The following is a 13,600-nucleotide window of genomic DNA, read 5'->3' on the forward strand; positions in this document are numbered from 1 at the left end:
CTTAACTCTCCTTCGGCGGCGCATTATCGCTGATGTAATTAGCCAGCTTGCAGTACTGCTCTACGGAAATGTTCTCCGCACGCATTGCCGGGTCGATCCCCAGCTCGGCTAACACCTCAACGGTAAACGAATTGCTCAGGCTGTTACGGATCGTTTTACGGCGCTGGTTAAAGGCTTCAGTGGTAATGCGGCTCAGAACTCGCAGATCTTTAACCGGATACGGTTTCGTTTTGTGCGGCACAAGGCGCACAACCGCTGAATCCACTTTCGGTGGTGGTGTGAACGCTGACGGCGGTACTTCGAGTACCGGGATCACGTTGCAGTAATATTGCGCCATCACGCTTAAACGACCATACGCTTTACTGTTCGGGCCTGCAACCAGACGGTTAACAACCTCTTTTTGCAACATGAAGTGCATGTCGGCAATGGCATCAGTATAGCTAAAGAGGTGGAACATGAGCGGCGTGGAGATGTTGTACGGCAGGTTGCCGAAAACGCGCAGCGGCTGGCCCATTTTTTCCGAAAGTTCGCCAAAGTTCATGGTCATGGCGTCCTGCTGATAGATGGTCAGCTTCGGCCCGAGGAACGGGTGCGTTTGCAGGCGTGCGGCCAGATCGCGGTCCAGTTCGATGACGGTCAGCTCGTCTAGGCGTTCGCCTACCGGCTCGGTCAGCGCGGCAAGGCCCGGGCCGATTTCGACCATCGCCTGACCTTTTTGCGGATTAATAGCCGAGACAATGCTTTCGATCACGAACTGATCGTTAAGGAAGTTTTGCCCGAAACGTTTACGGGCTAAATGGCCCTGATGGACTCGATTAGTCATTGAGTATTAACAATCATTTTGATGGCGAGATTAAGCGCCGTAATAAAACTGCCGACATCCGCTTTTCCCTGGCCTGCCAGATCCAGCGCAGTACCGTGGTCAACGGACGTTCGAATAAAGGGTAAACCGAGGGTGATATTCACCCCGCGGCCAAAGCCCTGGTATTTTAGCACGGGCAGGCCCTGATCGTGGTACATCGCGAGCACGGCGTCGGCATTATCCAGGTATTTGGGCTGGAAAAGGGTATCTGCAGGCAGCGGCCCGCTGAGGTTCATCCCCTTCGCCCGCATTTCGTTGAGCACCGGAATGATGGTGTCTATCTCTTCGGTGCCCATGTGTCCGCCTTCACCGGCGTGCGGATTGAGACCGCAAACCAGCACGTGCGGCTGCGGGATCCCAAATTTTGTCTGCAGATCGTGATGCAAAATCCCGATGATCTCGCGCAGGAGATCGGGGGTGATCGCATCCGGAATAGCTTTGATCGGCAGATGGGTGGTCACCAGCGCAACGCGCATTTCCTCCGTCGCCAGCATCATCACCACTTTCGGGCTGTGCGAGCGCTCTTCGAAGAACTCCGTATGCCCGGTAAACGGTATACCCGCTTCGTTGATGACGCCTTTGTGGACAGGGCCGGTGATCAGGGCGGCAAATTCGCCCTTCAGGCAACCGTCGCAGGCGCGCGCAAGGGTTTCAACAACATAGTGGCCGTTTTCCGTGCTGAGCTGTCCCGGGATGACCGGCGTACGAAGGGGAACAGAAAGAAGGGTGAGCGTACCGGCTTGCTGCGGTGCAGGCTGCTGGCCTTCAACGTAAGGGATGAGCGTTAAAGGCAGACCGAGCAGCGTTGCCCGGTCTTGTAACAGTGTTGCATCGGCGCAGACAACCAGTTCTACCGGCCAGCTGCGCTGGGCGAGCTGGACAACGAGGTCAGGCCCAATCCCGGCGGGTTCGCCGGGCGTGATAACAACACGATGCTGTTTCATCAGTTGCTCAGAACTTTCACATAAGCGCTGGCGCGTTGTTCCTGCATCCAGGTTGCTGCTTCTTCAGAGAACTTACGGTTAAACAGCATACGGTAGGCTCTGTCTTTCTGTGCCGCATCCGTTTTATCAACGTTACGGGTGTCCATCAGCTCGATCAGATGCCAGCCAAATGAAGAGTGTACCGGCGTGCTGATCTGGCCTTTGTTCAGCTTCATCAACGCATCGCGGAAGGCAGGATCGTAAATATCCGCAGCTGCCCAGCCCAGATCGCCACCCTGGTTAGCAGAGCCTGGATCCTGAGAGAACTCTTTTGCTGCCTTCGCAAATGAGGTTTTACCGCTCTTAATGTCCGCTGCGATCTGTTCCAGCTTCGCACGCGCCTGATCGTCAGTCATGATCGGTGACGGTTTCAGAAGAATATGGCGAGCGTGAACTTCGGTAACGGAGATATTTTGGCTCTGGCCGCGCAGATCGTTCACCTTCAGAATGTGGAAGCCCACGCCTGAACGGATAGGACCAACGATATCCCCTTTCTTCGCCGTACTCAGCGCCTGGGCAAAGATGGATGGCAGCTCCTGAATACGTCCCCAGCCCATCTGGCCGCCTTTCAGCGCCTGTTGGTCTGCGGAGTAGGTGATTGCCAGCTTGCCAAAGTCGCCGCCGTTACGCGCCTGTTCAACAATAGAACGCGCCTGGCTTTCTGCTTCCGCAGCCTGATCGGACGTTGGGTTCTCTGGCAGCGGGATCAGAATGTGGCTCAGGTTCAGCTCTGTGCTCGCATCGTTCTGGTTACCCACCTGTTTTGCCAGCGCGTCCACTTCCTGAGGAAGGATTGTGACGCGGCGACGCACTTCGTTGTTACGCACTTCCGAAATCAGCATCTCTTTACGGATCTGATTACGGTAGGTGGCGTAGCTGATGCCGTCATAGGCCAGACGGCTGCGCATCTGATCTAAAGACATATTGTTTTGCTTCGCGATGTTAGCGATCGCCTGATCGAGCTGCTCGTCAGTGACCTTCACACCCATTTTCTGCCCCATCTGCAGAACGATCTGATCCATGATCAGACGCTCCAGGATCTGGTGGCGCAGCGTGGCGTCATCCGGAAGCTGTTGACCGGCTTCACCCGAATTGAGCTTCACCGATTTCATCAGACCGTCAACGTCACTTTCAAGCACGACGCCGTTGTTAACCACAGCAGCGACTTTATCAACAACCTGGGGGGCCGCGAAGCTGGTATTCGCAACCATAGCGACACCGAGCAGCAGCGTTTTCCAGTTCTTCATACTTTTTCCATTTCAATTAACCGCAAAGCGGATTACGTTGCAAATCAAGCACATTACAAGGCGCTACTGTACGGCAGAATATTCGAGCGCAGCATTTTCTGCGTACCCAGACCGTAGTTGGAACTCAGGCCGCGTAACTCGAAGTTAAAGCCAATCACGTTATCGTATTTGCTCTGATTGTTTTCACTGTTCCAGCCGTTAAGCTTACGTTCGTAGCCGACACGCAGCGCGTAACAGCAGGAGTTATATTGCAGACCCACCATCTGGTCAGCAGGTTTATTGGCGTTAGTGTCAAAGTAGTAAGCGCCTACGATTGACCAGCGGTCGGCGATTGGCCAACTCGCTGCGCCACCCACCTGCGAAATACCGTCTTTATACTGCTCAGCAGTACCATAGTTTGGTAACGTCGCCTGAATATATTCCGGGCTGGCATAACGATAGGTCAACTGCACCATACGATCTTCATCCCGGCGATACTCAATGGCCGCCGTACTGTTGGCGATATTGTCGAGACGGGTGTCATATTGCACACCACCGCGCAGACCCCAACGATCGGTCATACGCCAGTAGGTGTCACCGGCCCAAATCAGCGAACCTGTCTTGTTATCTTTCTCCCACTTTATATTGTCATCGCCCGTGCGAGACTCGGTGAAATAGTAGATTTGACCAACAGAAACGTTAAAACGTTCAACGGCAGCATCATCATAAACGCGTGTTGTGACCCCGGTCGTTAACTGGTTCGCTGAGGCGATACGGTCAAGGCCACCGTAGGTACGGTCACGGAACAGGCCGCTGTAGTCAGATTGCAGTAAAGAGGAGTCATAGTTATTGATGTTGCTCTGGTCGCGATAAGGCACGTACAGGTACTGCATACGTGGCTCCAGCGTCTGGGTATAGCCATCCGCCAGAAGTCCCATATTGCGTTCAAAGATCAGCTTACCGTCCATTTTGAACTGCGGAAGCGTGCGGTTTACGCTTTCCTCGAGATGGGCGTTGTTGCTGGTATTGTAATCATCAATATTTTTTTGCTGATAGTGTGTCGCCATCAGCTTGGCTTCCGTGTTCAGGCTTGCCCAGTCATTTGACCATGGCAAGTTGATGACGGGCTCCAGGTGAACTCGGGTGGCTTCCGGCATATTGGAATTGGTGTTTACAAAATGCACTGCCTGACCATAAATACGGGTGTCGAACGGACCCACGTCATTCTGGTACCAGTTAACGTCCAGCTGCGGCTCGGCGCCATAGGTACTCGCCGTCTGGCTGGAGAACACCTGGAACTGCTTGTTGGTTACCGTCGCATCGAAGTTCTGCACCGCATAGCCAACGCTGAAGATCTGTGTGGCGTAACCGTCGGTACTTGAACCGTATTTTGACGAGAAATCGTTGAAGTAGTTAGGATCACTGACCTTGGTATAGTTGACGTTGAAACGCCACACCTGGTCCATTACCCCGGAATGCTGCCAGAAATACATCCAGCGGTGCTTATTACCTTCGGTCGGATGCTCGTCCTGGAAGACTTTATCCGACGGCAGATAATCCAGCTCCATCAGCCCCGCACCGGCGTGGGTCAGATAGCGGAACTCGTTCTCCCACATGATGTTGCCGCGCTTGTGGATATAGTGCGGCGTGATCGTCGCATCCATGTTTGGCGCGATGTTCCAGTAATACGGCAGATAGAACTCAAAGTAGTTCGACGTGCTGTATTTGGCATTCGGGATCAGGAAACCGGAGCGACGTTTGTCACCCACGGGAAGCTGCAAATAAGGGCTGTAGAATATCGGCACCGGACCCAGCTTGAAGCGGGCGTTCCAGATCTCTGCGACCTGTTCTTCGCGGTCATGGATAACCTCGCTCCCGACCACGCTCCAGGTATTTGAACCCGGCAGACATGACGTGAACGTACCGTTTTCCAGGATCGTATAGCGGTTTTCACCGCGCTGTTTCATCAGGTCCGCGTCACCGCGCCCCTGGCGACCCACCATCTGGTAATCACCTTTCCAGACGTTAGTATCTTTAGTATTCAGGTTTGACCAGGCTTTCGGACCTTTCAGGATGACCTGATTGTCGTCATAGTGCACATTACCCAGTGCATCCACCGTTCGCACCGGCTCGGCCGCACCTTCCGGTTGCTTCTGGTGCAGCTGCACTTCATCGGCCTGCAGGCGGCTGTTGCCCTGGTTAATATCTACATTGCCCGTAAACGTGGCATTGTCAGGGTAAGTCCCTTTCGAACTGTCGGCAGTAATGGTTACCGGCAAGCTATTTGTATCGCCACTCACCAGTGGGCGATTATAACTTGGGACGCCAAGCATACACTGCGAGGCGAGATCGGCCGCCAGCCCCTGTTGACTATACAGGGCGGAGCCAATCATTGTGGCCAGGAGGGTGGGGATACGTTTTTTCATACGTTGTATTTTATTGTTCCGTCATCAGTGGCTACGGCTTACAAACGCTCAGAGACTATCTTACTCATCTGCGCAGTACCAGCGTTAATCCTGCCCGTTTGCGTGCCAGAGTGTTAGGCTCGCTATCGAATGACGAGTATGATAAAGCAAATTATAGGCGATGTCCTTCAATTGACCGTGACTTGAACACAGTGATGATGACGTTGCGTCGGCCAGGAATATGACTATCCGGGGAGTATATGCAGTATTGGGGTAAAATAATCGGCGTTGCGTTCGCCATCATCATGGGTGCCGGGTTCTGGGGGATTGTGCTTGGGCTTATTATCGGCCATATGTTTGATAAGGCGCGCAGCCGCAAAATGGCCTGGTTTGCCAATCAGCGCGAGCGTCAGTCACTCTTTTTCTCCACCACTTTTGAGGTGATGGGGCACTTAACCAAATCCAAAGGGCGCGTCACAGAAGCCGATATTCAGATTGCCAGCGTCTTTATGGATCGCATGAACCTGCACGGCGACTCCCGTCTGGAAGCGCAAAATGCGTTTCGCATCGGGAAATCCGATAACTATCCGCTTCGTGAAAAAATGCGTCAGTTCCGCAGCATCTGCTTCGGACGTTTTGATTTAATTCGGATGTTTCTGGAAATTCAAATCCAGGCGGCCTTCGCGGACGGTTCACTACACCCTAATGAACGTGATGTTCTATACGTTATTGCGGAAGAGCTGGGCATTTCCCGTATGCAGTTCGACCAGTTCCTGCGCATGATGCAGGGCGGGGCGCAGTTTGGCGGCGGCTATCACCAGCAGTCGTCCGGCGGTGCCTGGCAGCAGGCGCAGCGTGGCCCGACGCTGGAAGATGCCTGTAACGTTCTTGGCGTAAAGCCTTCTGACGATCAGACCACGATCAAACGCGCCTATCGTAAGCTTATGAGCGAGCACCATCCGGACAAGCTGGTCGCGAAAGGCTTACCGCCGGAAATGATGGAGATGGCGAAGCAAAAGGCGCAGGAAATCCAGAAAGCGTACGAGCTCATTAAAGAGAAGAAAGGTTTCAAATAAGAAAAAGCCCGACGGTGTCGGGCTTTTTTTTAGAAGTCCACCGGGGCTTTAAAGGTCATCGCGTTACCAAAGGCCGGATGGGTGATGGTGAGCGTCTGCGCGTGCAGCTGCAGACGTGGCGCTAAGGCCAGCGCTTCAGGCGGCGCGTAGAAGCGGTCACCCAGAATTGGATGACCCAGGGCAAGCATATGCACGCGCAGCTGGTGCGATCGTCCGGTAATCGGCTTAAGCAGGACGCGCGCGGTATTATCCGGCGCGTACTCCAGCACTTCATACTCGGTCTGCGCGGCCTTTCCGGTTTCATAGCACACTTTCTGCTTAGGCCGGTTCGGCCAGTCGCAGATCAGCGGTAAATCCACCAGCCCTTCCGCCTGCGCGGGGTGGCCCCAGACGCGGGCGACATACTGCTTTTTCGGCTCGCGCTCGCGGAACTGGCGCTTCAGCTCGCGTTCCGCCGCCTTATTCAGCGCCACCACAATCACGCCGCTGGTGGCCATATCAAGGCGATGGACGGACTCCGCCTGCGGATAATCGCGCTGAATGCGCGTCATCACGCTGTCTTTGTGCTCGTCCAGACGCCCCGGCACGGACAACAGCCCGCTGGGCTTGTTGACCACCATAATGTGTTCATCCTGATACAGAATGACCAGCCAGGGATCCTGCGGCGGATTGTAAGGCTCCATCACCATCTTGGGCTCCGTTTACTGATGCGTCACAACGATAAGACGCAGGGCATCCAGACGCCAGCTCGCCTGATTCAGGCTTTCCAGCACCTGCTGACGGTTGCTTTCAATTGCCGCCAGCTCGTCGTCACGGATGTTCGGGTTGACTGCTTTTAACGCTTCCAGACGGGACAGCTCCGCGGAGAGTTTCTCATCGGCTTCGCTGCGCGCGGCGTCAATCAGCGTTCTGGCCGCTTTTTCAATCTGGGTTTCGCCCAGCTGCAGAATAGCGTGCACGTCCTGCTGGACCGCGTTCACCAGCTTGCTGCCCGTATGGCGGTTTACCGCGCTCAGCTGTCGGTTGAAACTCTCGAATTCAACCTGTCCCGCCAGGTTCGTGCCGTTTTTGTCCAGCAGCAGGCGGACCGGCGTTGGCGGCAGGAAGCGGGTGAGCTGCAGCTGTTTCGGCGCCTGCGCTTCCACAACGTAGATCAGCTCCACCAGCAGAGTCCCCACCGGCAGCGCCTTGTTTTTCAACAGGGAGATGGTGCTGCTGCCGGTATCGCCGGAGAGGATCAGGTCCAGCCCGTTGCGGATCAGCGGGTGTTCCCAGGTGATAAACTGGGCGTCTTCGCGGGACAGTGCCACATCACGCTCAAAGGTGATGGTACAGCCATCTTCCGGCAGGCCCGGGAAATCCGGAACCAGCATGTGATCGGACGGCGTCAGGACAATCAGGTTCTCGCCACGGTCATCCTGGTTGATGCCGACGATGTCGAACAGGTTCATCGAGAAGCTAATAAGGCTGGTGTCGTCATCCTGCTCTTCAATGCTCTCCGCCAGCGCCTGCGCTTTTTCACCGCCGTTGGAGTGGATCTCCAGCAGGCGGTCGCGGCCCTGTTCCAGCTGCGCTTTCAGCGCGTCGTGCTTCTCGCGGCAGGACTTGATCAGCTCATCAAACCCTTCCGTGTTTTCCGGCGCGGCCAGGTAGCCGATCAGATCGGCATGCACCTGATCGTAAATCGTGCGGCCCGTCGGGCAGGTATGTTCAAACGCGTCCAGACCTTCGTGGAACCAGCGTACCAGCACGGACTGCGCGGTTTTTTCCAGATACGGCACGTGGATCTGAATATCATGCGCCTGACCGATACGATCCAGACGACCGATACGCTGTTCCAGCAGATCCGGGTTGAACGGCAGATCGAACATCACCAGGTTGCTGGCAAACTGGAAATTACGGCCTTCAGAACCGATTTCGGAACACAGCAGAACCTGCGCGCCGCTGTCCTCTTCCCCGAACCACGCCGCGGCGCGGTCGCGTTCAACGATGGACATGCCTTCGTGGAACACGGCGGCGCGAATACCTTCACGCTCGCGCAGGACCTGCTCCAGCTGCAGCGCGGTAGCCGCCTTGGCGCAGATCACCAGCACTTTCTGGGAGCGGTGCGCGGTCAGGTAGCCCATCAGCCACTCCACGCGCGGATCGAAGTTCCACCAGGTGCCGGTATCGCCTTCGAACTCCTGGTAGATTTGTTCCGGATAAAGCATGTCGCGGGCGCGCTCTTCCTGCGTTTTGCGCGCACCCATAATGCCGGAGACTTTAATCGCCGTCTGATACTGCGTCGGCAGCGGCAGTTTAATGGTGTGCAGCTCGCGTTTCGGGAAGCCTTTAACGCCGTTACGGGTGTTACGGAACAGCACGCGGCTGGTGCCGTGGCGATCCATCAGCATGTCGATCAGCTCTTTACGCGCGGATTCCGCGTTGTCGTTCTCGCTGTTCGCAGCCTGCAAAAGCGGCTCGATATCCTGCTCGCCAATCAGATCGCTCAGGGTGTTGAGTTCGTCATTAGAAAGACGCTTGCCCGCCAGCAGCAGAGCGACGGCATCCGCCACCGGACGGTAGTTATTCTGTTCTTCCACAAACTGCTCAAAATCGTGGAAACGGTTTGGGTCGAGCAGGCGCAGACGGGCGAAGTGGCTTTCGAGACCCAGCTGTTCCGGCGTTGCGGTCAGCAGCAGGACGCCAGGCACGCGCTCGGCAAGCTGCTCGATAGCCATATATTCGCGGCTCGGCGCATCTTCGCTCCAGACCAGGTGGTGCGCTTCGTCGACCACCATCAGGTCCCATTCGGCATCGCACAGATGCTCAAGGCGCTGCTTGCTGCGGCGCACGAAGTCCAGAGAGCAAATCACTAGCTGTTCGGTTTCAAACGGGTTGTCCGCATCGTGCTGCGCTTCGGCGTAGCGTTCGTCGTCGAACAGAGAGAAACGCAGGTTGAAGCGGCGCAGCATCTCAACCAGCCACTGGTGCTGCAGGGTTTCCGGGACCACAATCAGCACGCGCTCGGCTGCGCCGGAAAGCAGCTGTTGATGCAGGATCATACCCGCTTCAATGGTTTTACCCAGGCCTACTTCATCTGCCAGCAGCACGCGCGGCGCGTGGCGACGGCCCACGTCATGGGCGATGTTCAGCTGGTGGGGGATCAGGCTGGTGCGCTGGCCGCGCAGGCCGCTCCACGGCATGCGGTACTGTTCACTCTGGAACTTACGCGCGCGATAGCGCAGCGAAAAGCGATCCATACGGTCGATTTGCCCGGCAAACAGGCGGTCCTGCGGCTTGCTGAACACCAGCTTGCTGTCGAGCAGCACTTCGCGCAGGATGACATTGGTCTCGTCGGTGTCCAGGCGAGTCCCGATATAGGCGAGCAGTCCATTCTCTTCTTTTACGTCTTCAATCTTGAGCTGCCAGCCGTCATGGCTGGTCACGGTGTCACCCGGATTAAACATCACGCGGGTTACAGGGGAGTCATTGCGAGCGTACAGGCGGTTTTCACCGGTGGCAGGGAAGAGGAGGGTAACCATGCGTGCATCAACGGCAACGACGGTTCCTAATCCAAGTTCGCTTTCTGTATCGCTGATCCAGCGTTGACCAAGTGTAAAAGGCATAGTTGTTCGGCTCTAATCTTTAATTGCAGGCAATAGTTCGACCACCGTCAAAAAAGACGGTCATCGAAAAATGGGTCCGGGAATGGAAAGGGCGCTATGGTACTGGATGGCAGCCATTTCGTCACGCGTCAAAATAGGCCAAGTTGCCCTGTAACCAGTGTAGCAAAGTCGTCGTCGATGAAGGGCAAAATTCCGTCAGCAACCGGCTGAAGCTGGCGCGTCAGATAGTGTTCGTAATCCAGAGGCGAGTGCTGATAATCCACCGGTTCCGGACCGTTTATCGTCCAGACGTATTTGATGGTGCCCCGGTTCTGATACTGCGGCGCGCGGCCACGGCGGACGTTTTCTTCGTCCGCGAGGCGCGCGGCGCGCACGTGCGGAGGAACGTTGCGCTGGTACTCCGCGAGCGGGCGGCGCAGGCGTTTGCGATACACCAGCTGCGCGTCAAGTTCGCCCGCCATCAGGCTGGCTATCGTCTCGCGCACGTAGTCCTGATACGGCTCATTGCGAAACACCCGCAGATAGAGCGTTTGCTGGAACTGCTGCGCCAGCGGCGTCCAGTCGGTACGTACCGTCTCGAGCCCTTTAAAAACCATCCGCTGCGCGTCGCCGTCCTGAATCAGCCCGGCGTAGCGCTTCTTGCTGCCCTGATCGGTACCGCGAATGGTGGGCATTAAAAAGCGGGCGAAATGGGTTTCAAATTCCAGCTCCAGCGCGCTGGTTAACCGCTCTTTCCGCAAATATTCCTGCCACCAGTCGTTCACGAAGGCGACCAGATCTTTGCCGATGCGGGCGGCGTCGTCTTCTGAATGCGTACCCTTGAGCCACACAAAGGTGGAATCGGTGTCGCCGTAGATGACGTCATAGCCCCGGGACTCAATCAGCGCTTTGGTCTGGCGCATGATCTCGTGCCCGCGCATGGTGATCGACGACGCCAGCCGCGGGTCGAAGAAGCGACAGGCGCTGGTACCCAGCACGCCGTAGAAGGCGTTCATGATAATTTTCAGCGCCTGTGATAGCGGCTTGTTGCCGTGGCGCTTGGCCTCATCGCGGCCGTGCCAGATACTTCCCACGATTTCAGGCAGGCAGTGTTTTTCCCGCGAGAAACGTGCGCCGAGGAAGCCTTCGGTGCTGTGTTCATTATCCGGCTGGGCCATGCCCTCAACCAGCCCGACGGGATCGATCAGGAAGGTGCGGATAATCGACGGGTAGAGGCTTTTGTAGTCCAGCACCAGAACGGAGTCATACAATCCTGGCCGGGAGTCCATGACGTAGCCGCCGGGGCTGGCCTGCGGCGGTACGTCCCCGAGGTTAGGGGCGACGTATCCTGCCCGGTGCATCCGCGGAAAATAGAGGTGGCTAAAGGCGGCAACCGATCCACCATGCCTGTCGACCGCAAGGCCGTTCACCGTCGCGCGCTCCAGCAGGAACGGCATGATCTCGGTTTTGTGGAATATCTGCGTGACCAGCTCGCAGTCTTTCAGGTTATAGGTGGCGAGCGCCGGTTTGTCTTCGTTAAAGCGCCGGTCGATCTCGTCCATTCTGTCCCAGGGGTTGTCGATGGATTTGCCTTCGCCAAGCAGCTCCTGCGCCACCGCTTCGAGGGCGAATGATGAGAAGTTCCAGAAGGCGGACTTGAGCGCCTCGATGCCGTCGATAATCAGGCGACCGTTCGCCTGTGCGAAGAAAACGCCGTTCTTAAAACCGTGCTCGCGCCATTCCAGCTCGCTGTTGCCGCGCCCCAGCATCAGCGGAATGCGGTAGCGCTCGGCGTGTTTTTGCAGCACGCGCAGGTCGAACTGCACCACGTTCCAGCCGATCAGGACGTCGGGATCGTAGTCGGCAAACCACTGGTTAAGCTTCTCAAGCAGCTGCGGGCGGCTGCTGACGTACTCAAGCCGGAAATCCAGCGCGGACGCATCGCCATTCGGCGGCCCGAGCATATAGACAACCCGATCGCCGCAGCCTTCCAGGCCAATGCAGTACAGTTCGCCGTGGCGGGTGGTTTCGATATCCAGAGAGACCCACTTCAGCGGAGGGCGGTAATGTGGGTTCGGCTTTAGCCGAGCGTTAACGAGGCTGCCGCTATGCGCGGTGCCGTCGACCCAGACGGGCGCGGTAATAAACCGTTCCATGAGAAAGCGCTCCGGTGGGCGGATGTCGGCTTCGTAGAGCGTCACGCCCGCCTCGCGGAGCAGTTTTTCATAGCGCATCAGCTGTCGATGGGCGCGACAGTAGAGGCCGTAAACCGGTTGACGGTGGAAATCTTTTAGTTCAAGCGGGGTTATGCGCCAGCCGTTTTCGCCGCGCAGCAGCTGCTTCACTTTTTCGACGTGGGCTTCAGGAATAAAGGCCACGGATTCCTGCGGCGGCAGCGTAACGTGCAGCGGACCGTTGTCGGTTGCCAGCCAGAACGCGACCTCGGTGCCCTGAGGGGTATCCCGCCAGTGTCGGGTCAGTAAAAAACCTTCTTGCGCCTGCGCCACGCCGTTATCCCAGAAAACAAAACCAGGCCTGATTATAGCCTGGTTGAGGTGGGTTTGCTGGGGTTTTATACAGTAATATTTTAACGGTGGCCCCTCACCCCGCCCTCTCCCCGGAGGGGAGAGGGAGAAAACCCAGTCCTGCGCTAACGTTGATTACCGCACCGGCCAGTCCCCTCTCCCCTCGGGGGAGAGGGTCAGGGTGAGGGGGTTTACTGCCCATAGTAGGCCTTCGCACCGTGCTTGCGCAGGTAATGCTTATCCAGCAGGGTTTGCTGCATATCCGGCAGCTGCGGTGCCAGCTGGCGACAAAAGATCCCCATATAGGCGATCTCTTCGAGCACGATGGCGTTATGCACCGCGTCCTCCGCGTTTTTCCCCCAGGCAAACGGGCCGTGAGAGTGCACCAGCACGCCGGGCATTTGCGCCGCGTCGATCCCCTGTTTTTCGAAGGTTTCGACAATCACGTTGCCGGTTTCCCACTCATACTCGCCGTTGATTTCCGCATCGGTCATCAAACGCGTGCAGGGAATGGTGCCGTAAAAGTAGTCCGCGTGGGTGGTGCCGGTCGCCGGGATGGACTGGCCCGCCTGCGCCCAGATGGTCGCATGGCGCGAATGGGTATGCACAATGCCGCCGATGGTCGGGAATGATCGGTAGAGCAGGCGGTGAGTCGGCGTATCGGACGACGGCTTTTTGTTCCCTTCCACCACTTCACCCGTTTCGATGCTGACAACGACCATATCGTCCGCGGTCATCACCGCGTAATCGACGCCGGAAGGCTTGATCACGAACACGCCTTTATCGCGGTCAACGGCGCTCACGTTGCCCCAGGTCAGGGTGACCAGATTATGTTTCGGCAGCGCCAGGTTGGCTTCAAGTACCTGCCGTTTGAGCTCATCTAACATTGTTGTCTCCAGTGCCGGATGGCGCTTCGCTTACCCGGCCTACAGGATC

The 13,600-nt window shown here is 56.7% G+C and carries 9 protein-coding genes; 1 reads left to right on the top strand and 8 read right to left on the bottom strand.

Annotated elements, in window-relative coordinates; all coding sequences use genetic code 11:
- Position 1 precedes the first annotated feature (1 nt).
- The 4 genes from rsmA to lptD are packed head-to-tail and all read right to left on the bottom strand — an operon-like array spanning position 2 to position 5,497.
- On the bottom strand, positions 2-823 hold the full coding sequence (rsmA, locus tag V1587_RS05990) for a 16S rRNA (adenine(1518)-N(6)/adenine(1519)-N(6))-dimethyltransferase RsmA (protein WP_023310362.1): 822 nt from the start codon (positions 821-823) through the stop codon (positions 2-4).
- Complete coding sequence (pdxA, locus tag V1587_RS05995) at positions 820-1,809, bottom strand: 4-hydroxythreonine-4-phosphate dehydrogenase PdxA (RefSeq protein ID WP_371899517.1); 990 nt, start codon at positions 1,807-1,809, stop codon at positions 820-822. Before pdxA ends, rsmA begins: the two co-directional genes overlap by 4 nt.
- Entirely contained in the window at positions 1,806-3,092 is a 1,287-nt protein-coding gene (surA, locus tag V1587_RS06000) for a peptidylprolyl isomerase SurA (RefSeq protein ID WP_063143323.1), read from the bottom strand. The genes pdxA and surA overlap by 4 nt, the downstream gene beginning before the upstream one ends.
- A gap of 53 nt (positions 3,093-3,145) precedes the next feature.
- On the bottom strand, positions 3,146-5,497 hold the full coding sequence (lptD, locus tag V1587_RS06005; RefSeq protein WP_371899510.1) for an LPS assembly protein LptD: 2,352 nt from the start codon (positions 5,495-5,497) through the stop codon (positions 3,146-3,148).
- Positions 5,498-5,736: 239 nt separating this feature from the next.
- Between lptD and djlA the strand changes: the two genes are divergently transcribed.
- A complete protein-coding gene (djlA, locus tag V1587_RS06010) occupies positions 5,737-6,552 on the top strand; it encodes a co-chaperone DjlA (RefSeq protein WP_008502016.1) in 816 nt (271 codons plus the stop codon).
- 29 nt (positions 6,553-6,581) lie between these two features.
- On the opposite strand, the gene rluA is transcribed toward djlA, so the two are convergent.
- The 4 genes from rluA to araD form a co-directional block, all read right to left on the bottom strand.
- Positions 6,582-7,241: a bifunctional tRNA pseudouridine(32) synthase/23S rRNA pseudouridine(746) synthase RluA gene (gene rluA, locus V1587_RS06015; protein ID WP_008502014.1), complete on the bottom strand. Its 660-nt coding sequence runs from the start codon at positions 7,239-7,241 to the stop codon at positions 6,582-6,584.
- Between the two features lie 12 nt (positions 7,242-7,253).
- Positions 7,254-10,160: an RNA polymerase-associated protein RapA gene (rapA, locus tag V1587_RS06020; RefSeq protein ID WP_371899512.1), complete on the bottom strand. Its 2,907-nt coding sequence runs from the start codon at positions 10,158-10,160 to the stop codon at positions 7,254-7,256.
- A 128-nt stretch (positions 10,161-10,288) separates the two neighbouring features.
- The gene (polB, locus tag V1587_RS06025; protein WP_371899513.1) at positions 10,289-12,646 is read right to left on the bottom strand and encodes a DNA polymerase II; all 2,358 of its coding nucleotides are present in this window, start codon (positions 12,644-12,646) and stop codon (positions 10,289-10,291) included.
- A gap of 209 nt (positions 12,647-12,855) precedes the next feature.
- The gene (araD, locus tag V1587_RS06030; RefSeq protein WP_371899514.1) at positions 12,856-13,551 is read right to left on the bottom strand and encodes an L-ribulose-5-phosphate 4-epimerase; all 696 of its coding nucleotides are present in this window, start codon (positions 13,549-13,551) and stop codon (positions 12,856-12,858) included.
- Positions 13,552-13,600 lie beyond the last annotated feature (49 nt).

Origin of the sequence: Enterobacter sp. ECC-249 (assembly GCF_043965265.1) — a bacterium.
Lineage (GTDB): Bacteria > Pseudomonadota > Gammaproteobacteria > Enterobacterales > Enterobacteriaceae > Enterobacter > Enterobacter quasiroggenkampii.